The sequence below is a fragment of the bacterium genome (genome assembly GCA_035945995.1).
Taxonomy (GTDB): domain Bacteria; phylum Sysuimicrobiota; class Sysuimicrobiia; order Sysuimicrobiales; family Segetimicrobiaceae; genus DASSJF01.
In genome coordinates this window covers 1-21,376 of record DASYZR010000114.1, presented here as the reverse complement: position 1 = coordinate 21,376, position 21,376 = coordinate 1, and the positions used below count along the sequence as shown (strand labels likewise).

At 70.3% G+C, this 21,376-nt stretch carries 20 protein-coding genes; 14 read left to right on the top strand and 6 right to left on the bottom strand.

From position 1 onward, the window contains the following. The first annotated feature begins 219 nt into the window (after positions 1–219). The 5 genes from VGZ23_12965 to VGZ23_12945 all read left to right on the top strand — a co-directional run bounded on the left by VGZ23_12965 (position 220) and on the right by VGZ23_12945 (position 3,896). Positions 220–1,512 (top strand): amino acid permease, encoded by a 1,293-nt coding sequence (locus tag VGZ23_12965; protein ID HEV2358500.1) that lies wholly within the window; start codon positions 220–222, stop codon positions 1,510–1,512. Between the two features lie 63 nt (positions 1,513–1,575). Next, positions 1,576–2,109 (top strand): DinB family protein, encoded by a 534-nt coding sequence (locus VGZ23_12960; protein HEV2358499.1) that lies wholly within the window; start codon positions 1,576–1,578, stop codon positions 2,107–2,109. A gap of 92 nt (positions 2,110–2,201) precedes the next feature. Next, positions 2,202–2,588 (top strand): RidA family protein, encoded by a 387-nt coding sequence (locus VGZ23_12955; GenBank protein HEV2358498.1) that lies wholly within the window; start codon positions 2,202–2,204, stop codon positions 2,586–2,588. 59 nt (positions 2,589–2,647) lie between these two features. Further along, on the top strand, positions 2,648–3,034 hold the full coding sequence (locus VGZ23_12950; protein ID HEV2358497.1) for a helix-turn-helix domain-containing protein: 387 nt from the start codon (positions 2,648–2,650) through the stop codon (positions 3,032–3,034). 4 nt (positions 3,035–3,038) lie between these two features. After that, positions 3,039–3,896 (top strand): arsenite methyltransferase, encoded by an 858-nt coding sequence (locus VGZ23_12945; GenBank protein ID HEV2358496.1) that lies wholly within the window; start codon positions 3,039–3,041, stop codon positions 3,894–3,896. 33 nt (positions 3,897–3,929) lie between these two features. Here VGZ23_12945 and VGZ23_12940 read toward each other — a convergent pair whose 3' ends face one another. Beyond that, positions 3,930–4,832, bottom strand: a complete 903-nt coding sequence (locus VGZ23_12940) for a DMT family transporter (GenBank protein ID HEV2358495.1) — start codon at positions 4,830–4,832, stop codon at positions 3,930–3,932. 71 nt (positions 4,833–4,903) lie between these two features. Here VGZ23_12940 and VGZ23_12935 point away from each other — a divergent pair, with 71 nt between their 5' ends. Genes VGZ23_12935 through VGZ23_12915 form a run of 5 tightly spaced genes read left to right on the top strand, consistent with a single transcriptional unit; the run spans position 4,904 to position 11,034 of the window. After that, a complete protein-coding gene (locus tag VGZ23_12935) occupies positions 4,904–5,623 on the top strand; it encodes an ABC transporter ATP-binding protein (protein ID HEV2358494.1) in 720 nt (239 codons plus the stop codon). After that, positions 5,620–6,471, top strand: a complete 852-nt coding sequence (locus VGZ23_12930) for an ABC transporter permease (GenBank protein HEV2358493.1) — start codon at positions 5,620–5,622, stop codon at positions 6,469–6,471. Before VGZ23_12935 ends, VGZ23_12930 begins: the two co-directional genes overlap by 4 nt. 5 nt (positions 6,472–6,476) lie before the next feature. After that, positions 6,477–7,235 carry a DUF72 domain-containing protein gene (locus VGZ23_12925; protein ID HEV2358492.1) on the top strand — a complete coding sequence of 253 codons (759 nt, stop codon included), beginning with the start codon at positions 6,477–6,479 and terminating at the stop codon, positions 7,233–7,235. Next, on the top strand, positions 7,232–10,054 hold the full coding sequence (gene ligD, locus VGZ23_12920) for a non-homologous end-joining DNA ligase (protein ID HEV2358491.1): 2,823 nt from the start codon (positions 7,232–7,234) through the stop codon (positions 10,052–10,054). Before VGZ23_12925 ends, ligD begins: the two co-directional genes overlap by 4 nt. 29 nt (positions 10,055–10,083) lie before the next feature. Further along, positions 10,084–11,034 carry a branched-chain amino acid transaminase gene (locus tag VGZ23_12915; GenBank protein HEV2358490.1) on the top strand — a complete coding sequence of 317 codons (951 nt, stop codon included), beginning with the start codon at positions 10,084–10,086 and terminating at the stop codon, positions 11,032–11,034. A gap of 20 nt (positions 11,035–11,054) precedes the next feature. Here VGZ23_12915 and VGZ23_12910 read toward each other — a convergent pair whose 3' ends face one another. Further along, positions 11,055–11,996, bottom strand: coding sequence for a YihY/virulence factor BrkB family protein (locus VGZ23_12910; GenBank protein ID HEV2358489.1), 942 nt, complete (start codon positions 11,994–11,996; stop codon positions 11,055–11,057). A 52-nt stretch (positions 11,997–12,048) separates the two neighbouring features. Here VGZ23_12910 and VGZ23_12905 point away from each other — a divergent pair, with 52 nt between their 5' ends. After that, positions 12,049–13,671, top strand: coding sequence for a hypothetical protein (locus VGZ23_12905; GenBank protein ID HEV2358488.1), 1,623 nt, complete (start codon positions 12,049–12,051; stop codon positions 13,669–13,671). Positions 13,672–13,798: 127 nt separating this feature from the next. Here the strand turns inward: VGZ23_12905 and VGZ23_12900 are convergent, their stop codons facing one another. The 4 genes from VGZ23_12900 to VGZ23_12885 all read right to left on the bottom strand — a co-directional run bounded on the left by VGZ23_12900 (position 13,799) and on the right by VGZ23_12885 (position 17,486). Further along, on the bottom strand, positions 13,799–14,707 hold the full coding sequence (locus tag VGZ23_12900; GenBank protein ID HEV2358487.1) for a chromosome partitioning protein ParB: 909 nt from the start codon (positions 14,705–14,707) through the stop codon (positions 13,799–13,801). A 40-nt stretch (positions 14,708–14,747) separates the two neighbouring features. After that, entirely contained in the window at positions 14,748–15,242 is a 495-nt protein-coding gene (locus VGZ23_12895) for an arsinothricin resistance N-acetyltransferase ArsN1 family A (GenBank protein HEV2358486.1), read from the bottom strand. Between the two features lie 94 nt (positions 15,243–15,336). Then, a complete protein-coding gene (locus tag VGZ23_12890) occupies positions 15,337–16,104 on the bottom strand; it encodes a glucose 1-dehydrogenase (GenBank protein ID HEV2358485.1) in 768 nt (255 codons plus the stop codon). After that, the gene (locus VGZ23_12885; GenBank protein ID HEV2358484.1) at positions 16,104–17,486 is read right to left on the bottom strand and encodes a glutamine synthetase family protein; all 1,383 of its coding nucleotides are present in this window, start codon (positions 17,484–17,486) and stop codon (positions 16,104–16,106) included. Before VGZ23_12885 ends, VGZ23_12890 begins: the two co-directional genes overlap by 1 nt. Positions 17,487–17,671: 185 nt before the next feature. Here VGZ23_12885 and phnA point away from each other — a divergent pair, with 185 nt between their 5' ends. From phnA to VGZ23_12870, 3 genes are all read left to right on the top strand, one after another. Further along, positions 17,672–18,970 carry a phosphonoacetate hydrolase gene (gene phnA, locus VGZ23_12880; protein HEV2358483.1) on the top strand — a complete coding sequence of 433 codons (1,299 nt, stop codon included), beginning with the start codon at positions 17,672–17,674 and terminating at the stop codon, positions 18,968–18,970. A gap of 130 nt (positions 18,971–19,100) precedes the next feature. Further along, positions 19,101–20,444 (top strand): aminotransferase class III-fold pyridoxal phosphate-dependent enzyme, encoded by a 1,344-nt coding sequence (locus VGZ23_12875; GenBank protein HEV2358482.1) that lies wholly within the window; start codon positions 19,101–19,103, stop codon positions 20,442–20,444. Between the two features lie 111 nt (positions 20,445–20,555). Beyond that, positions 20,556–21,376: ABC transporter substrate-binding protein (locus tag VGZ23_12870; GenBank protein ID HEV2358481.1), on the top strand; the 821-nt coding region annotated here is incomplete at its 3' end.

Genomic DNA, 21,376 nt, shown 5'->3' with positions numbered 1-21,376 from the left:
TCAAGAGGTTCGCCACGGGCCGATGGTCCATCCACGCGTCCCCCCGGTTCATCGCCCGCTCCCGGCCCCGCCCGCGGTTTTCGTGGTTGTAGCACTTGGTCTGCCGTTGATACAGTTCATCATACCGGTTTTTGGGGCCCGCGCGGGGACAAGTGGTCTTACCGTCTTCCGCGCGACTGGACCTTCACCGCGGCCGCGGGAGCGGCGACAATCAGTCTCGTGAAGCACACGCTCGGGTTGTGGCAAGGGGTCGCCTTGTACGTCGGCGCCGTCCTGGGGACGGGCGTCCTCGTGTTGCCGGCGATCGCCGCCGAGACCGCGGGGCCGGCGTCGGTGCTGGCCTGGGTGGGCCTGGCCGTGCTGTCGTTTCCGCTCGCGCTCACATACGCCGCCCTCTCGCGCGAGCGGCCCGACGCCGCGGGCTTCTCCGGTGCGGTCGAGCGGGCCTTCGGCTCACGATGGGGCGCGGCCGCCGGATGGATCTTCCTGGCTCAGGTCCCGACCGGGTCCGTAATCGCGGCCCTGATCGCCGGCAGGTACGCGGCGAGCCTCATCGGCGGCGGACGGGAGGCGGAGTTCGCCCTCGGCGGCGGACTCGTCGTCCTCGCCTACGTCCTCAATGCCGCGGGGTTGCGGGTGAGCGCACGCGCGCAACTCCTCTCCGTCGGCGCGATCGCCGCGGGCCTGATCCTGGTCGTCGGCCGCACGCTCGGCCACGTTGACCGGTCGGCGTTCCTGCCGTTCGCGCCGCACGGGCCGGGCGTCGTCGGTCTCGCCGCGCTCCAGTTGTTCTGGGCCTTCGTCGGGTGGGAGGCGATTACGCCGCTCGCCGCCGATTTCGAGAACCCGCGGGACATTTCGCGCGCCAGTCTGCTCGCGGTCGTGATCGTGGGGCTGCTGTACGTGGCTCTCGCAGTCGCGACGGTCGGCACGCGCGCGTACGGCCGGGCCCTGGGGCCGCAGGCTCCGCTCGTCTCGATGGCGGCCGGCACGTTCGGGCCGGCCGCGGCGCTGGTGGTCGGCGTGTCGGGCTTCGTGCTGTCGTTCGCGCCCCTGAACGCGTACACCGCCGGCATCAGCCGCCTCATGTGCGCGCTCGGCCGCCGCGGCCAGCTGCCCGCCTGGGTCGGCGTGGCGCCGGCATCGGGCACGCCGCTCCGCGCGCTCGGCGTCATGGGAGCGCTGTGTGCCGCCGCGGCCGCGGTCTCGTATGTCGCGGGGTGGAATATCGCCGACCTGCTGCCGCTGTCCACCTCCGCGTTCATCGCGACGTACGTGCTGTCGATGGCCGCGGCGGTCCGCCTGCTCCGTCCGCCGCTCCGGTACGCCGCGGCCCTCTCCCTGGCGGCGTGCGTGGTCGTGCTGGTCTTTGCCGGCCCGCTGCTGGCCGCGATCGCCGGCGTCGCGGCGTGTTCCCTCGGATACCAGCGGCTCGTTGCCCTCCGACGCCCCGGAGGCGGCGGCCGGGTCGGCCGTCGAATCTGGACCGGCGGCGAGGAGACGCCGCGGTGACCTCCGGGTACAATGCGGACGTGTGATGCGTCCGGCATGTTGCACCGCTTGGAGGATCCCGCCGTGACGACGCTCGCAGACGGTCTCGTGGCGTACTTCGACTACCTCGTGCTCGCCCGGGGGCAACTGCTCGAGTGGGTGCGCCGGGCGCCGCCGTCCGCGTACACCCAGCCGTTCCCCATCGGACGCGGCTCGATTCGAGCCACGCTCCTGCACGTGGCGGGCGCCGAGTGGGGGTACGCCGAGGTATTGGAGAAAGGCGAGGTGAGCGGGGAAGAGATCTCGCAGAACAACCCGTTCACCGTGGAACGGCTGCCTGAGCTCGAGCCGTTCGTCGCCGCCTGGGACCGGCAGCGGCCGGTCACGCGGCAGGCGCTCGGCGGCCTTGGGGATCCCGCCCGTCCCACGGTGATGGTCGCGCGCCGCATGACCCCGCCGATGCGATTCCAGTTGACCGCCGGCGGGATCGCGGGACAGGTGCTCTTTCACGAGATCCACCACCGTGCGCAGGTCATGGCGATGCTGCGCCAGATCGGGATCGCCGCCGAGAACCTCGACTACAGCGTGCTGATGGTGCAGCGAACGCCGCTCAGTTAGGGTCGCGAACACGGGCGGGCGGATGCGACGGATCGAGGCGGGACGGCACGCGCCGCTCTTGCCGCGCCGCAAGTATTCCGGGGAGGTGAGCGATGGAACGGCGGACATTTTCGTCCGGCACGCCGTGGGAGCCGGTTGTCGGGTACTCGCGGGCCGTCCGCATGGGACCGACCGTGCACGTGGCGGGGACCACGGCGACCGATGCCGCGGGCCGGATCGTCGGCGCGGGCGACGCCTACGCGCAGGCGGTGCAGATCTTCAAGAACATCGACGCGGCCTTGCGAGGGCTCGAATGCCGCCTGGAAGATGTTGTGCGCACCAGGATCTTCGTCGTCAACATCGCGGACTGGGAAGCGGTCGGACGGGCGCATGGGGAGGTGTTCCGCCACATCCGTCCCGCCTGCACGCTCGTGGCGGTGACCCGGCTGGTCGATCCGGCGATGCTCGTCGAGATCGAGGCGGATGCCGTCGCCCCTTGACAACGGGCAAATATTTCGGTAATTTCCGAAATATGGAAGCTATTGGGAAGGCTCCCTCAATGGACGAATCGCGGGCACGCGGCGGGACGGAGGAAGTCGCCCGGTACGCGGACATGTTTTCGGCGATCGGCACCGAGGCCCGGCTCCGGATTCTGCGGCTGCTCCTCTCGGCGCATCCGCAGGGCCTCGTGGCCGGCGACATCCAGGCGGAGCTGGACGTGCCGGCGTCGACGTTGTCCCACCACCTCGAAAAACTGCGTCACGAAGGTCTCGTCGGCGTGCGGCGGGAGGGCACGTTCCTTCGGTACACCGCGAGCACCGGCACCCTGCGCGACCTGCTGGGGTTCCTGTACGCCGAATGCTGCACGCGCACCGGCGCCGTCGATCCCAAAGAGATCGCGTGGGTGAGCGTGGCCGCGCCAAACCGCAAGACGCCTCGGGGGTGATACGATGGAGCGCCGGATCGACATCAAAGAGGCGGTGAGGGAGAAGTACGCCGACGCCGCGCGCCGCGTCGGCGCCCCGGAACGCGGGCAGGCCCCAGAGCGCGGCGGCGACTGCTGCGGAAGCGTCGGCGGCTGCGGCACACCGGGCTGCGACGATCCCATCACCGCAAACTTGTACGGTGCTCACGACATCGGCGATCTGCCGCCGGAGGCCGTCCTCGCGTCGCTCGGCTGCGGCAATCCCACCGCGCTGGCCGACCTGCGGCCGGGAGAGACCGTCCTGGACCTCGGGTCCGGCGGCGGGATCGACGTCCTCCTGTCCGCCAAGCGGGTCGGACCGTCGGGGAAGGCCTACGGTCTCGACATGACGGACGAGATGCTGGCGCTGGCGCGGGAGAACCAGCGGAAGGCCGGCCTCGAAAACGTCGAATTCCTCAAGGGCGAGATCGAGCACGTCCCGCTGCCCGACGGCTCCGTGGACGTCATCATCTCGAACTGCGTCATCAATCTGTCCGCGGACAAAGACCGGGTCTTCGCCGAAGCCCACCGCGTGCTCCGGCCCGGCGGCCGGTTCGCCGTGTCGGACGTCGTGGTCCGGGGTGAGGTGCCGCAGGACATCCGGCGCAACATGGAGTTGTGGGTCGGCTGCGTGGCGGGCGCGCTCGAAGAATCCGAGTACATCTCGAAGCTCGCCCGCGCGGGGTTTACCGGGATCGCGATCGAGCCGACGCGGATCTACGCGATCGACGACGCGCGGGCGTTCCTCTCCGGCCGCGGCGTCGACGTGGACGCGGTGGCGCCGCTCGTCCGGGAGAAGTTCATGAGCGCGTTCGTCCGCGCGCGAAAGCCGGGTCCGGCGTAGACCGCGCACCGGGCCGGGCGCCGGAGACGCGACTCAGCGCGCGCCGACGGCGAGCGATCGGAACGCCACCAGGATGCCCGAGATGATCAGCGCGGACGAGAGCACCTGGACGAGCGCGACCGGCTCGTGCAGCACGAGCCCGCCGAGGATCATGCCGAAGATCGGCAGGAGATTGTTGAAGAGCATCGCGTAGTCCGCGCCGAGGTCGCGCACCGCGGCGCTCCAGCAGGCATACGCGACCGCGGACGGCCCGATCGCGAGGTACAGCAGCACCGGAAGGTGCGCCCGGACCGCCGCCCACAGATGGGCGGGATGCTCGACCGCCACCACGGCCAGCAAGAACGGAAACCCGGCCAGCATCGCGCCGGACGTCACGACGAGCGGCGACAGCGTCAGGCTGAGGCGCTGCACGCCGAGGTTGTAGAAGCCCCACGTGACCATCGTGGCGATCACCAGGAGCGCGCCGGGATCCGCCTCCAGGCGCGCGCCGCCCGTGCTGCCGAACGCGGTCACGAGGAACGCGCCCGCGACGGAAATCGCAAGGCCCCGGAACAACCCGGGCGAGAAAGACGCCATGCCGACGAGCACCGCGATCGTCGCGGTTACGAGCGGGCTCGCGGCGTTGAGGATGATCACGTTCGTCGCGAGACTCCAGTGCAGCGCCAGGTACGTGAGGTATTGACTCGTGACGATGCCGAGCAGGCCGAGGCCCACCATCGGGCCCACCAGCCGGCGGCCTTCGCGCGGCCACTCGTGCGTCGCCAGGATCCAGAGGCCCATCGGCACGCCGGCGACCAGCGCCCGGAAGGCCGCGATCGTCCCCGGCGTGAGGGCGTTGCGGAGCTCGCGGCCGATCATGAAGTTCGTGCTCCAGATCACCATCGCCGCGATGGCGTAGAGCTGGCCGCGGCGGATGTTGGGGGGAGACGGCGTCACGACGGCTCCCAGTGTATAATGCAGCCGTGGCGCGTACCACCCCTCCCGCAGGCCCCGGCTCCGGGGTCATCGTGGCCAGCCATCTCACCAAGCGGTTCGGCGGCGCCGTCGTCGTCGACGACGTGTCGTTCGCCGTGCCGGCCGGTGCGATCGTCGGGTTTCTCGGGCCGAACGGCGCGGGCAAGACGACGACGATCGGGATGCTGCTCGGGCTCCTGCGGCCGACGCGGGGGCGCGTCGAGATCCTGGGCCTGCCGATGCCCGAGGCGCGCCAGGCGATTCTCGCGCGCGTCAATTTCACCTCGCCGTACGTGTCGCTGCCGGGCAACCTCACGCTCGGCGAGAACCTCACCGTGTTCGCGCGGCTGTACGGGGTGCGCAAGTCGCGCGGGGAGATGGAGGACCTGCTCGGGCGGATGGGCCTCCCGGGCCTGTGGCGCCGCCGCACCGGGCAGCTCTCGTCCGGCGAGGGGACGCGCTTCGGACTGGTCAAGGCGCTGCTCAACGATCCCGCAGTACTGTTCCTCGACGAGCCGACCGCCAGCCTCGATCCCGACGGCGCCGACCGTGTGCGCGCGGCGCTGCGCGCGATCCGCGCCGAGCGGGGGATGACGATCTTCTACACCTCGCACAACATGCAGGAAGTCGAGCGGCTGAGCGACCGGATTCTGTTCCTGCATCGCGGCCGCATCATCGCCGACGGCGCGCCCGGCGACGTGCTGCGGCGGTTCGACCGCGCGACGCTCGAGCAGATGTTCCTCGATCTCGCGCGCGAAGAGGCCCCCGTGTGAGCGCCGCCGCCGTCCCCGCCGGGGGGCCGGTCCGGAGGGCTGTTCCGAGCCCGGGCTTCAGCCTGGAGCGGGTGTCGGGCCTGCTGCTGCGGCAACTGTATCTCTACCGGCGCAGCATGATCCGGTCGCTCGAGGTGGTCTACTGGCCGGTGCTCGATCTCCTCGTATGGGGCTTCCTCAGCGTATACGTGGCGAAGCTGCGGGGCGGCGGGGCGGTCGCGATCGCGTTTCTGGTCGGCGGGATGATTCTGTGGGACATCTTCTTCCGGGTCCAGCAGGCGATCTCGGTCTCGTTCCTGGAGGACATCTGGACCCGCAATCTCGTGAACGTGTTTGTGAGCCCGATCAGCATCCCGGAGTTTCTCGGCGCGACGATGTTTCTCGGCGTCGTCAAAGTCGTGGTGATCGGCCTGTTGCTGTCGGGTCTCGCGCTCGCGCTCTACGCGTTCAACATCTTCCCCTACGCGCCGGCGCTCCTGCCGTTCGTCGTGAACCTGATTCTGTCCGCGTGGGGGATGGGGATCATCACCACGGCGCTCATTCTCCGGTACGGTCAGGGCGCCGAGGTGCTGGCGTGGGCCGTGGCGTTCCTCTTCCAGCCGTTCTCCGCGGTCTTCTATCCCGTGCAGATCCTGCCGCCGGCGCTGCAGCACGTCGCGTGGCTGCTCCCGACCACGTACGCGTTCGAGGGCATGCGGACGGTGCTGGCCGGGCGGACGCTTCCGTGGGGATACGCCGGGTGGGCCCTGGTCCTGAACGGGGTGCTCTTCGCGATCGCGGCGGGGGTCTTCGCCCGGGTGATGTGGGTCGCGCGGGAGCTGGGACTCCTTATGCGCACGGAGGGATGAACCCGGTGTCCGAGCCGTCCGCGCCCGCCGCCGCCGCGCCGCCGCGCGTCCTGGCCGGGACGTCGGGGTTCGGGTTCAAGGAGTGGAAGGGCGCGTTCTATCCGGCGGAGCTGCCGGCCGACCGGTTCCTGGCATACTACGCGGCGCGCCTGCCGACCGTGGAGATCAACGCCTCGTTCTACCGGATGCCGGCCGCCGAGACCTTCGAGGCGTGGAAGGCCCAGACCCCGGAGGCCTTCCGGTTCACGATCAAGGCGCACCGCCGCATCACGCACATGAAGCGGCTGCGCGACGTCGACGACGACGTGCGGTGGCTGTACGAGCGCGTGACGGTGCTGGGGCCGCGCCTCGGCCCGGTGCTGTTCCAGTTCCCGCCGACGTTCAAGCGCGATCTTCCGCTCCTGCAGCAGTTTCTCGCGAGCCTGCCGCCCCTGCCGTATGTGGCGCTCGAGTTCCGGCACGCGACGTGGCACGACGACGCGGTCTACGAGACGCTGCGAACCTATCGGGCCGCGCTGTGCATCGCCGAGGACGATGATTCGGCCGATCCCCGCGTGCATACGGCGCCCTGGGGATACTACCGGCTGCATCGCCTGAAGTACACCGACGAGGACCTCGGCGCGTGGGCCGAGCATCTCGGGACCGTGCCGGATCTGCGCCCGGTATTCTGCTATTTCACGCACGACACCGGGCCCGAGGCCATCACGTATGCGGAGCGGCTCATGGCGCTCTCTGCGGGCCCCGCGGATGCGGGACGGCGATGACGCTCGAGACGTACCGGCGGAAGCGAAGCTTCGAGCGGACGCCCGAGCCCCGCGGTGAGGGCGCCCCGGCCCGCGCCGGAGGCCCGAGCGGCGCGGGGCAGCCGCCGCGCTTCGTCGTCCAGGAGCATCACGCGACGCGCCTGCACTGGGACCTGCGGCTCGAGATGGCCGGCGTGCTGCGCTCCTGGGCCATTCCCAAAGGCCCGTCGCTCGACCCCGCGGACAAACGGCTGGCCGTCCTCGTCGAGGACCATCCGATCGAGTACGGCGACTTCGAAGGCGTGATCCCGCCGGGCAATTATGGAGCCGGCACCGTGCTGTTGTGGGACCGGGGGACCTACACCTGCCGCGAAGGCGACCCCGCCGCGGCGTTCGAGCGGGGCAAGCTCACGCTCGATTTCGACGGCGAGCGCCTGCGGGGCGAGTTTCACTTCGTCCGGACGAAGCGCAACAACGGGCGGGACTGGCTGCTCTTTAAAGGAAAGGACGAGTACGCGGAGAGCGGGTTCACCGCGGCCGGCCGCCGCTCGGTGGCCAGCGGGCGCACCATCGAGGAGATCGCCGGGGACCGCGGGTCGCGGTGGACGTCCGGCCCCCCGGACGAGCGCAGGGCCGTTCTGCCGCTTCCACGATCGGCGCGCGCGTCCGCCAAGCCGGCGCCGCGCCGGGGTGCGGCGCGCCGCGCCGTGGCCACCGATTCCTTTCCCGCGCCGTTTCGTCCCATGCTGGCCGAGCCGGCGCGCGAGCCGTTCGACCGCGCCGGATGGTTCTTCGAGGTCAAATGGGACGGCGTGCGCGCGCTCGCGTTCCTGAACCGGCAGGGCCCGGCGCAGGCGATCGTCCTGTACGGGCGCAGCCTCCGCCGGCTCAACGCGCAGTTTCCCGAGATCGTCGACGCGCTGGCGGAGGTCGACGTGGCGAGCGCCGTGTTGGACGGCGAAATCTTCGCGCCGAACGACGAGGGCCGGCCGAGTTTCCACCGCCTGCAGCAGCGCTTGCACCTCAACGCCGAAGCGGGCGACCGCCCGGCCGCGGGGGAGGTGCAGGTGGCCTACGCGGTGTTCGATTGTCTCTACCTCGACGGCCGGGATCTCCGGACTCGTCCCTTCGTCGAGCGCCGGGCGGCGCTCGACGCTCTCGCCCTGCCGGCCGGGCTCATCAAGGCCGACGTCGTCGAGGAGCGCGGCACGACCCTATTCGACGCGGCCCGCCGGCACGGGTTCGAGGGCATCGTGGCCAAGAAGGCCGCGGGCGTCTACCGGCCCGGGGTCCGCAGCGCCGACTGGATCAAGATCAAGATCCGCAGGACGCTCGAAGCCGTGGTCGGCGGGCTGACGCGCGGCCGGGGGGCCCGGTCGACGTCGTTCGGCGCGCTCGTGTTGGGGCAGTACGACGACACCGGCGCGCTCGTCCACATCGGGCAGACGGGCGGCGGTTTTGCCGAGACCGACCTGGCGCGGCTCCGCCGCCGGCTCGGACCGCTCGAGACCAAGGGCTGTCCGTTCGCGAAGCGGCCGGACGTGCCCGGCCCCGTCACGTGGGTCCGGCCCGAGGTCGTCGTCGAGGTCGAGTACGGCGAGTGGACGCCCGACGGGTTGCTGCGCTTCCCGACTTTCGTCGGCCTGCGGGACGACGTCGCGCCGCGGGAGGTGCGCCTCGAGCGCCCGGCGCCCGCAGACGCTCCCTCCGCGGCACCGGCGGAAACGACGGCACGGCCGGCGGCGCGGCCCGTCCCGGCCGCGGCCCCGCGGTCCCGCCCCACCTCCCCGGCGCTCCGGGTGCGGCCGCCGCAGGACGTCGCCTTCACCAACCTGGACAAAGTCTTCTTCCCGGGCACCGGCTACACGAAGGGGGACGTGATCGAGTACTATCGCCGTATCGCGCCCTACCTCGTGCCGCACCTGCGAGACCGGCCGCTCACGCTGCGCCGGTGGCCGAACGGCATCGACGGCGACGATTTCTTCCAAAAGGACGCGCCCGACGCGCCGCCGTTCGTGCGGACCGAGCGGGTCTGGTCCGATCAGGGCGATCGCAACAATCAGCTCATCATCGGCGCGGACGAGAGGGTGCTGCTGTGGCTGGCGCAGCTCGGGTGCATCGAGATGCATCCGTGGTTCTCCCGCGTCACGCCGATCTCACCGGCGCGGGAGGGATGGCCGCGCGGGGCGAGGCGGCCGACGACCGTCTTCGGCGGCTCGGAGGCGGCGATCGCGTCGAGCACGCTCAACTTTCCCGACGTCGTCGTGTTCGACATCGACCCGTTCATTTTTCCGAAGGGCGAGACGCCGGTGGTGCGCCACGGCGAGAAGGATCCGGACTACAGCCGGCGGGGCTTCGCCGGCGCCCGCCGGGCCGCGCTCTGGGTGCGCGAGGCGCTCGACGGGCTCGGTCTGCGCGCCTTCGTCAAGACCTCCGGCAAGACCGGGCTCCACGTCCTGGTCCCGATCCGGCGCCGCTACACCTACGCGCAGACGCACGCGTTCGCCAAGACGCTCCTCGAGTGGCTGGCGGCGGGGCATCCCGATGAACTGACGACCGCCTGGCCCGTGGAGCAGCGGATCGGCAAGGTCTTTCTCGACTACAATCAGAACGCGCGCGGCAAGACGATGGCGAGCGTCTACAGCCTGCGGCCGATTCCCGAGGCGGCGGTCAGCGTGCCGGTGACGTGGGAGGAGCTCGAGGCGGGGTTCGATCCGCTGCAGTGGACCATCGTCACGGTGTTCGACCGCCTGGCGCGCGCCGGCGATCTCTGGGCGGGAATCCTCGACGCGGCCCAGGAGTTGAACCTCGACGGCGGCGAAAAGTCCCGGGCCAAGTAATCAACGGCTCATTCGGAGGCGCGGGTTCGATGGCTCAAGACCGAGCAACGCAGCTGTGGTTCGACGGCAAGATCGTACCCTGGGACGAGGCCACGGTGCACGTCTCGACCGCGACGGTGCTGCGCGGCGCCAACATCTTCGAGGGCGTGCGCGCGTACTGGAACGCCGACGAGCGCGAGCTGTACATCTTTCGCAACGCCGACCACATGGCGCGCCTGTGGAACTCCGCGAAGATCATGCGGATGCCGATCCCGTGGTCGGCGGACGAGCTGACCCAGGCCGAGATCGACGTGATCAAGGCGAACAAATTCCAAGGGACCGTCTGGTTCCGGCTCACCCTGTACGCCGGCGAAGAAGAGGGCGCGGCGCAGGCCGGCCAGGAGCGCGTGGGCGGGTTTATCCTGCCGCGTCTGGCGCCGCACGGCAAGGGGATTGCGGAGGGCGTCGACTCGTGCGTGAGCACCTGGACGCGGATCGCGGACGTCTCCGTGCCGCCGCGCGTGAAGGCGGGCGCCAACTATCACAACTCGCGGTTCGCCTGGATGGAGGCCCGGTTGAACGGCTACAGCGGGTCGCCGATCATGATGAATGAGCGCGGCAAGGTCTCCGAGGGCCCGGGCGCGTGCTTCATGATGATCCGGGGCGGCCGGTTGGTCACGCCGCCGATCACGGCCAACATCCTGGAGTCGATCACGCGCGCCACGGTGCTCGACCTGGCCCGCGACGTGTTGCGCATCCCCGTCGAGGAGCGCGAAGTGGACCGGACCGAGCTGTACATCGCGGACGAGGCGTTCTTCTGCGGCAGCGGCGCGGAGGTCACCCCGGTCAACACGGTCGATCGCTACCCCGTCGGGTCCGGGCGGCCGGGACCGCTCACGCGGAAGCTTCAGGAACTGTACTTTGCGGTCGCGGAAGGCCGGGTGCCGGAGTACCGGCACTGGCTCACGCCGGTGTACAAGTCGGTGACCGCGCGCACGTAAGGCGCACCGTGGGCGGGACGTCAGCGGTCGCCCGCGGCCGCGGGTATCCGCCGGACCAGAGCATCGGCCGGCGGCCGCTTTACGGCCTCGCGAACGACGTGCGGGTACGGCGTTGACTCGACCACGAACTCCGCGCCGAACAAGAAGCAGCAGGCGAGCGCGTACACCCAGACGAGCAGCGCGATGAGGGCCTGCACCTGGTGGTACAGGGTCGAGTAGTCCGCCACATCCTCGAGATACCAGCCGATGCCGATCGCGATGACATGCCAGAGGATCGTGGCCACGAGCGCGCCGAGCCAGGCGTCGCGCCAGCGAATGCGGACGTTCGGCATGACCTTGTACCCGACCCAGAAGACGCCGAACTGCGCCACCGACGTAACGACCGACAAGAAACTCGCCGGGCCGCTCCGCGGCAGGCGCGGATGTCCCAACAGGGCGCCCACCTCGCTGAACCGCAGGAAACGGAGCGTCGAGATGAGGAGCACCAGCATCCCGAGGAAGACGAGGAGCGACGTCGCCACCATGAGGACGCCGATCAGAAACTGCAGGTGGAAGTGCCGGCCGGGAACCTCCCAGACGCGGTTCAGCGCCACCTGAACGGCCGTGAACACCCCGGCGGCCGCCGCGATGAGCGTGATGCCTCCGAGCCACCCGAGCCGTCCGTGCTGGTTGTAGGCGTCGCGAATGGTGCGGATGAGGATGTCGGTGTCGCTTAGCCCGCCAAACACCCGGCCGACGTTGCGGGCGATCATGTCGGCGGGAAAGAGCAGTTGCAGACTGACGAGCAGCAGGATGGCCAGCGGCAGGAGCGAGAAGATCGCGTAGAAGCTGATCGCCGCGGCGGGAAACAGGTCCCCGTGCCGCCAGAAGCGCCCAAACGCACGGCCAAGCGTCGTCCCCGCGTGGCGCGCCGAGGCGGGCCAGCGGGTGCCCTGGCCGTCGTGACCCGGGAGCGGTATCATGCGAGCCATCGTCCTGAAGGTTTTCCCCCACCCACGCGGGAGGTATGTCCTGGTGTGTAAGCGTTCACCACAGCGCTTGTGGTTCCTCGGCGCCGCCGTCGCCGCGGTCCTCGCGCTCGGCGGCGCGGGCGGCGGCCTTTCGCCCGCCGGAACGGCCGGCGCCGTGGAGCCGGCGGCTCTGGCGACCTACCATTACAACGACGCCCGGACCGGCGGGGATCCCCAGGAGCACGTGCTCACGGCCGCGGCGGTCCGGCAGCGCTCGCTGCGGCGTCTCTGGACCGCCGGCGTCGAGGGCGACCTGTACGCATCGCCGCTCGTCATCCCCGGCGTCGCCGTCCGCGGACGGCCGACGACCGTGGTCTACGCCGCCACCGAGCACGACGCGGTCTACGCGTTCGACGCCGCCACCGGCGCGCGGCTGTGGGGTCCCGTGTCCCTCGGCACGCCCGTGCCGCGCGCGAGTCTCCCGTGCGGCAACATCGATCCCGTGGGGATCACCGGCACGCCGGTCGTCGACCGGGCGTCCGGCACGCTCTTCGCGGTCGCGCAGACGATCACCGACGGCGGCCGGACCCGGGCGTACCGGATCGCGGCGCTCAGCCTCGACGCCGGGACGATGCGGCCGGGCTGGCCGGTGACGATCGAGCCGCCCCCCGCCGGCAGCGTGCGGTTCGATGCCGGGCCGCAGCAGCAGCGGGGCGCGCTGACGTTCCTGCACGGGGTCGTGTACGTGCCCTTCGGCGGCTATTGGGGCGACTGCGGCGACTACCATGGATGGGTCGTGGCGGTGCCGGTCTCGTCGCCGGCCAGGCAGGAAGCGTACGCGACCCCGACCACCCGGATGGGAGGCATTTGGGCCCCCGGAGGGATGGCCGCGGACGGCGAGGGCCGGCTGTACGCGGGTACCGGCAACAGCGATTCCCGCGGGCGGGTCGACTTCGGCGAGGCCGTGCTTCGGCTCGAGACCGCCCCGGCGCTGCGCTTCTCCGGCTTGGCCCGCGACTATTTCATGCCGAGCAACTACGTGCCGCTCAACGACACCGACACCGACCTCGGCTCCGTTACGCCGATCGTGCTGCCCGACCAGCCGGACACCGCGACCCCGCATCTCGTGTTCACGGCGGGCAAGCAGGGGGTCGCCTACCTGATCAACCGCGACAACATGGGCGGGGTGGCGAAAGGCGACGGGGTCGGCGGCGAAGGCGTGTACAGCCGGTGCGTCTTCGGCGACTGCCGCTCGGGCGGCGGGCGCGTCTTCTCGGCGGGCGCGTACTGGGACGGGGGACCGGCGGGACGATTCGTGTACCTGCCGGGCGTGGGCCGCGGGGCACAGCCCCAACCCTGCCGCGGCAGCGGCGGCGTCGTCGCGCTGCGGCTCGGCGCCTCGGCCCAGTCCCGCCGAGCGACGATGGACGTCGCCTGGTGCAGCCCGTCGATGGGAGATCCCGGCGCGCCGGCGGTGACGGGCACCGGCGGCGCCGCCGTGGTCTGGGTGATCGACACGGCGGCCGGCGTGCTCCATGCCTTCGACGCCCGTACCGGCGCGGCGCTGTATTCGTCCGGGAGCGGCGACTCGCCCGGCGCGACGCACCGGTTCGTCACGCCGGCCGTCTTCGACGGGCGCGTTTACGTCGGCGCCGCGCGGGCGGTCGTGGCCTACGGCCTGAAGTAGGCCACGACGAGGCTGGAACTCGTCAGTCCCAACGCGCTCGACCTGGGGGTCGTGCTGCTTCGCTACCGGCCGGCACGTAATTAGGAAATTCCGCAATCTGGCGCCCATTGAGGCGCGCGCGAACGCGTCACGTCGCGGCGGGGACCGCCATGATCGCGGCGCGCTGGATGTCCTCGTACCGGACCTTCGAGATGTCGAACGCCTCGATGTTGTCGACGAGCTTCGTAAAGGTCTGATCGAAGCCGGGCAGCGTTTTGCGCGCCCGCGTCAGCGGGGTCGTCCGGGCCAGCACGAAGTTCTTCACGTAGGGGTGCCGCAGGCCTCGCTTCTTGAGGCGCTCGACCACGCCGCCGAGCGCCTCGTCGGCCCGGCGCACGAGCGCGGCGCGCTCCTCCCGCTGCCGGAGCGTCTTCGGGAAGTTGCCCTTGAGGAACCCGTCGACGCGCCGGAGGATCGGGGCAAAGGCGCCGCCGGCAAACCGCTTGTTCGTCTCGTACAGCAGCCCGAGCGTGATGAAGTGGGCCGCCTCGAACTCGAAGGCGTAGTCGTCCTCGCCCTTGGCCGGCTGGGACTCGACGAGGCCCCGGTACATGCGGATCACCTCGAGCGCCTTGTCCTTGAGATTGTGGGCCTTCTCGGTGTTGAGGGCGAGGATCTGGAACGCGACCTCCGGCTCCGGGACCACGATCGCCGGGATCATGCCGGCCTTGAGCTTCCGCATCACTTCCCGGCGGTGATTGCCGTTGGGCGTCCAGTACGTGCCCGGCTCCGGCGACATCACGACGATCGGGTCCACGGCGCGGTCGAGCTTCTTGACCACGGCCTGCAACCGTTTCACGTGCGTCGGGGAGAGATCACGCTGATACGGCGTCGCCTGGACCTTGTCCGTCGGCAGCAGGCAGAAGATCTGCCAGTGATCCCCGACCGGCTCGCGGTAGACCGCGAGCACGTGCCCGCCGTCGCGGTCGATGCGCTCGGCGAGCGCCGCGACTCCTTGCGGCGGGCTCTCCTCGGGGTAGGTCATCCAGCGGGCCATGCGTCCTCCTTACCGCGGCCGGCCGGCGCGGCCGCGGGCGTCACCGAATGTTGGCCGGCAGCAGCCGCTCGACGATCACGGTGTCCAGCCAGGCGCCGTCCAGCTTGCCGTGTTTTTCGTAGCGTCCCACCTCGCGAAAGCCGACCGACCGGAGCAGACGCAGGCTCGCCGTGTTCTGCGGGAAGACCCTGGAGACCAGCTTCCAGAACCCGGCCCGCTCGGCTTCCGCGATCAGCGCCTCCATCACGACGCGGCCGGCTCCGCGGCCCCGGGCTTCCCGGGCGACGTAGACCGAGAATTCCGCGACGCCGGCGTAACAGTCGCGCGGCCGGTAGGTCGACGTCGCGGCGAACGCCACGACGCGGCCCTCGTCCTCCGCCACGACGATGGGGTGGACCCCATCGAACCATCCCCGGACGTCGCCCGCGCTCCGCGGCCGTGTCTCGAACGTGGCGACGCGGTCCTCCATCCCTTCATTATAGATACGGGCGATCGCCTCGGCGTCGCCGCCCGTGGCGGGGCGGGTGCGCAGCATGGAGACCATTTTGGCATCAGCGGCCCCGGACGGCAAGTCCCGGCGCACCCCAAGGATGGCGGGAGGCGTGCCGCGAATTGGCGGACGGTCGAAATCAAAAATAATTCGATGTGATGCCGCCGTCGACGACCATGACGGCGCCGTTCACCCAGGCCGCCTCGTCCGAGGCCAGATAGAGCGCCATGTTGACGATGTCCTCGGGACGGCCGAATCGGCCGGCCGGGATCCGGTCGAGGCGCTTCTTCTTCTCCGCGGGGTTGGTGAGGAGCCACGACATGAGCAGCGGCGTCTCGATGGGCCCGGGGGCGATCGCGTTCGTCCGGACGCGCTTCGGCCCGAACTGCACGGCGAGGGACTTGGTGAGCGCGATCACGCCGCCCTTGCTCGCGGTGTAGGCGTCCTGGGGTACGGTGCACCCTACCAGGGCGACGAACGACGCCACGTTGATGATGGAGCCGCCGCCGCCCCGCAGGAGCTCGGGGATGGCGTGCTTGCAGCACAGGTAGATGCCCTTGAGGTTGACCGCCATCACGCGGTCCCAGACGTCTTCCGCGACGTCCACCACGGAGCCGTCGTCCGCCGGAAAGATGCCGGCGTTGTTGTAGAGCACGTCGAGGCGCCCGAACGCCTCGAGACCGCGGCGGACCAGCGTCTGGACGTCCCGCTCCCTCGCCACGTCGGCCTGGACGAAGATCGCCTCGCCCCCCGCGCGCGTGACCTCTCCGGCGGCGGTCTCGCCCGCGTCCTGCGATACGTCCGCGAGCACGACGCGCGCGCCCTCCAGGGCGAAGACCTGCGCGGCGAGGCGTCCCATGCCACCGCCGGCGCCGGTGATCAGGACGACTTTGCCGGCGAGGCGCATCAGATGCGCTCGAAATTGCGGCCGAGCTCCCAGCAGGTCACGGCGCGGTCGTACGCCGCCTGTTCGAGCTGAGCGGTATGGAGGTAGTGGTCGACGACCCGGTCGCCAAACGCCTCCCGCGCGATCTCGCTGCGCTCGAGCGCGGCGGTGGCGTCGCGGAGCGTGCCGGGGATCCGCGGGAGATCAGGCGCGCGGTACGCGTCGCCTTCGAACATCTCCGGCGGCTCGAGCCGCCGCTCGATACCCCACAGCCCGGCGGCGAGCGTGGCCGCGAACATGAGGTAGGGGTTGGCGTCGGCGCCTGGAATGCGGTTCTCGACGCGGAGTCCGTTCCCGCGGCCCACGATGCGGAACCCGCAGGTGCGGTTGTCGTGGCTCCAGACGGCCGCGACCGGGGCGAACGTGCCGGCCACGTAGCGCTTGTACGAATTGATGTACGGCGCGAAGAAGTATGCGAGCTCGGGCGCGCCGGCGAGGAGCCCGCCGAGGAAGTGCCGGAACAACGGCGACATGCCGAGCGGCCGCGCGTCCTCGTCCCAGAACAGGTTGCGCCGGCCGTCCAGGTCCCAGAGGCTCGCGTGAAGGTGGCAGGACGAGCCGGCAAGGTTGGCCCGCCACTTTGCCATGAACGTGATCGCCACGTCGTTGAGCGCCGCGATCTCCTTGGCGCCGTGCTTCGTTAGCGTGTGGCGGTCCGCCATCTCGAGGGGCTCCGCGTACCGGAGGTTCAGCTCGTGCTGGCCGGGCCCCCATTCGCCCTTGCTGAACTCGACCGGCACGCCGGCGGCGTCCAGGCCATTGCGGATCTGGCGGACGAGCCATTCCTCGTTCGTCCCCTGCTGGATGTGATAGTCTTCGATGTACCGCCCGTAGGGCTCCAGGTCGTGGAAGTGCTTGCGCTGCGCGCTCGCGTAGGTTTCGCGAAAGACGTAGAATTCGAGCTCCGAGGCGACCATGGCGAGATAGCCGCGCTCGTGCGCCCGTGCGACCTGGCGGCGCAGGATCTGCCGCGGCGACTCTTCCACCGCCGCGCCGTCATCGTGCGCGAGGTCGCAGAGCACGAGCGCCGTGTGCTCGAGCCACGGAATGCGGCGCAGCGTGTCGAGGTCCGGCCGCATGTGCATGTCGTGATAGCCGGTGTCCCAGCCGGTGAGGCGGTAGCCGGGCAGCGGCTCCATCTCCACGTCCACGCCGAGCAGGTAGCTGCACGCGTGGGCGCCGGACTCCGCCACCTGATCGAGGAAGAACCGTCCGGTCACCCGCTTGCCCATGAGGCGGCCCTGCATGTCGACCATCGCGGCGATCACCGTGTCGATCTCGGCGGAGGCGACCTGCGCGCGGAGCTCCTCGAGCGTGAGCCGGCCCGGAACGGGGGGCGTCATGGCCGCCTCCCTTCCATCATTCCGGCGGCGAACCCTCCAGCGGGACCGCTGCGGGAGGACGGGCCGGACTCTCGGCCGGCGTCGGCGAAGAGAGATGGGGCGATGAGCGAACAATCCGTGCGGCGGGGCAATCCGGAGATCGAAGCGGCGGTCGCTGGGCCAGCGTCTTGGTCAATGGAGCACGCGTGAACGCGCCGGGCCCGCCTCCCCCTTCGTGGGACTCACGCCGCGAAGGCGGGGTCCAGGTCAACGGCCGGGTGCTGGCGTGGCCGGCGCGGCCGTCCGTGGTCGTGTGTTTCGACGGCTGCGACCCCGAGTACATCGACGCCGCGCGGGCCGCCGGAGTGATTCCGACCCTCGACCGGATGGCGCGGGACGGGTTCTCGACCCTCGCGCGGGCGGCGATGCCCACGTTCACCAACCCCAACAACATCTCGATCGTCTGCGGGGCGCCGCCTGCGGTCCACGGCGTGTCGGGCAACTACTATCTCGACCGCGAGACCGGGCGCGAGGTCATGATGGTGGATGCGGCGCCGCTGCGGGCGCCGACGATTCTCGCGTCCTTCTCCCAGGCCGGCGCCACCGTCGTTGCCGTCACGGCGAAGGACAAGCTGCGCAAGGCGCTGGCGAAGGACCTCCGCGGGATCGCCTTCTCATCCGAGCACGCCGCCGCGGCCACCGGGGCCGAGCACGGCATCGCCGGCGTCGTCGAATTGGTGGGCCGTCCGCAGCCCGATCCGTACAGCGCCGATCTCTCACTGTTCGTGCTCGACGCCGGGATCGCATTGCTGCGAACGCGCCGGCCGGATCTCATGTACCTCTCCCTGTCGGATTACGTTCAGCACCGCTACGCGCCGGGGACACCGGAAGCCAACGCGTTCCTGCACGCCGTCGACGAGCGGCTGGCGGCGCTGCTGGCCCTCGATGCCGTCGTCGGGGTCGTCGCCGACCACGGGATGACCGACATGGCGCTGCCGGACGGCCGGCCCAACGTTCTGTACCTCGGCGACCGCCTGGACGATGCGTTCGGCGAGGGCGCCACGCGCGTGATCTGTCCCATCACGGACCCGTTCGTGCGCCACCACGGGGCGCTGGGCGGATTCGTGCGGGTGCACCTGATGCGGCCCGACGCGGACCCCGTCTGGCGCGGGGCGAACGGTCGGGACGCCGTGCTGCGCCGCGTGCGGTCGCTGCCGGGTGTGGGTCTCGCCCTGGTCCGGGAGGAGGCCTGCGCGAGGTTCGAGACGCCGTTCGACCGCGAAGGCGACATCGCCGTCGTGGGCGAGCGCGGATGCGCGATCGGCGCGCGCGCCGTCGATCACGATCTGTCACAGCTGGCGGGGGAGCGACTCCGCTCGCACGGAAGCCTGGCCGAGCAGCCCGTCCCGTTCTTCGTCTCCCGGCGTGTGACCCCGGAATACGCCGCGCGTGCATCGCTGCGCAACTTCGACGTCTTCGAGTACATCCTCAACGGCACGTACTGACGTTCGCCCGGCACGAATTTCACCGGACGTTAACCTCCACGTTACGGCGCCATCATGCGCCACCGCAGGTAGGGACCCGGGCGGCGGTGAAGTGGGACGCCACCGCACATTGGCCCACTGGAGGTGCATGATGGCGGTCGTCAAGCCGACGCCTGCGACGCAGGCGATCGCGGAGCTCACGAGGGAGCACGTCTTGATCCCGTGGGAAGCGCAGGGCGGTCCGCCGCCGCTCGCGATCGATCACGCGAAGGGCTGCTACCTCTACACGGCCGGCGGCGAGCGCATCCTCGACTTCTGCTCAGGCCTCATCAACGTCAACGCCGGGCACAGCCATCCGAAGATCATCGCGGGCATCCAGCGGCAGGCCGAGCGTCTCACGTTCGTCAATCCGAGCTTCTCGACGGAGCCGCGCGCACGGCTCGCAGAGAAGTTGTCGCGCATCGCGCCCAATCAAGCGTACCCCAAGGTCTTCTTCACGAACGGCGGCGCCGACGCCAACGAGAACGCCGTCAAGATGGCGCGCCTCTACACCGGACGCCAGAAGGTGCTCGTCTCCTACCGCGGCTACCACGGCGCGACCTACGGCGCGATCACGCTGAGCGGCGATCCGCGGCGGTGGCCGGCGGAGCCGGGCATCCCCGGCGTGACCCGCTTTCTCACGCCGTACCCGTACCGCAGCCCCTTCATGGTGCCGGCGGAGCGCGAGACGGCCGCGGCGCTCGAGCACCTCGAGACCGTGCTGATGTACGAGGGCCCGGACAGCGTGGCCGCGATCCTGATCGAGGCGATGATCGGCGGGAGCGGCCTCGTGATCTATCCGGACGGCTACCTCAAGGGCGTGCGGGACATCTGCGACCGCTACGGGATCGCGCTGGTCTTTGACGAGGTGATGACGGGCTTCGGCCGGACCGGCGAATGGTTCGTCTGCCAGCATTGGAACGTGCTGCCGGACATGATCTCGTTCGCGAAAGGCGTGACCTCCGGCTACGTCCCGCTCGGCGGCGTGCTGGTGTCCGAGAAGATCTCCCGCCATTTCGACGACAACGTGCTGTGGGCCGGGCTCACCTATTCCGGCCACCCGCTCGCGTGTGCGGCCGGCATCGCCAACCTCGAGGTCTTTGAAGAAGAACGCCTCGTGGCGCGCGCGCGACGGATGGGCGAGGTGCTCGGTCCGAAACTGCGCAAGATGGCGGAGCGGCACCCGAAGGTCGGCGACGTGCGCGGCCTGGGGCTGTTCTGGGGGATTGAGCTCGTCAAGGACCGCGCCTCCAAGGAGCCGCTCGAGCCGTTTGCCAAGCGCGGCGCGGGGCCGAGTCCGATGAAGTCTCTCGTGACCGCGGCCCGCAAGCGCGGCGCCTACATCATGGGCCGCTACAACGTGTTCCTGGCGGCGCCGCCGCTCGTGGTCTCCGAGGAAGAAATCGAAGCCGGCGTGCAGGCGATCGACGGCGCGCTGACGGACATCGGTGCATAGGGGGGTGCCGCGGCGGCGGTCCGAACGAACCGGGGAGATGACAGCGGGCTAGAACAGCACGGTACTCGAGACGAAGGGGGGCGCGACGTAATGGGCGACTCGAAACGTGGAGTGTTAACCGGTCTTGCCGTGCTGGCAGCGGCCGGTCTTCTGCTCGTGCCGGCGCAGATGAGCTGGAGTGCGGCCGAGCCGATCAAGATCGGCGAAGTGGGACCGCTGTCACCGCCCGGCGGCTACGAAGACGGCAAGCTGATGCTGGACGCGGCGCTGATGGCCCAGGACGAGATCAACAAGGCCGGCGGGGTGCTCGGCCGGCCGATCAAGATCGTCGAGGCGGACACGCGCGGGAAGCCTGAAGAGGGCACCGCGGCCGCCGAGCGGCTGACGGCGCAGGAACACGTCGCCGCCATCTTCGGCGAGTTCCACAGCGGCGTGTTTCTCGCCGAGATGGAGGTCGCGCACAAGACCGGCACGCCGATCGTCGCGGTCGACGTCTGGGCCAACAAGATTACGGCCAAGGGCTACCCCGAGGTCTTCCGGGTCGCGCCGTGCCAGGCGATCATCGCCAACCGCTACGCCGATTGGATCGCGGCCGCGGGGTTCAAGAACGTCCTCGTGATGTACGAGAAGACCGACGGCGGCGAGGGGCACCGCGACGTCCTGCTCCCGGGCCTCGCGAGGCACAACGTGCACTACGACGTCGTCGGCGTGGACCTCAACCAGACCGAGTTCACGGCCCAGCTCCAGCGGTTGCTCGCCCACAAACCGCCCTACGACTTGTTCGCGACCGCCTACAGCGAAGCGGGCATCTACCCGCTGGTCAGCCAATCGAAGAGCATCGGCTTCGCGCCGACCGCGCACACCGGCATGTACAACTCCGGCGGTCCGGTGACCACCGAGGCCTTCTGGAAGAACGTGGGTGAGGCGGGCGT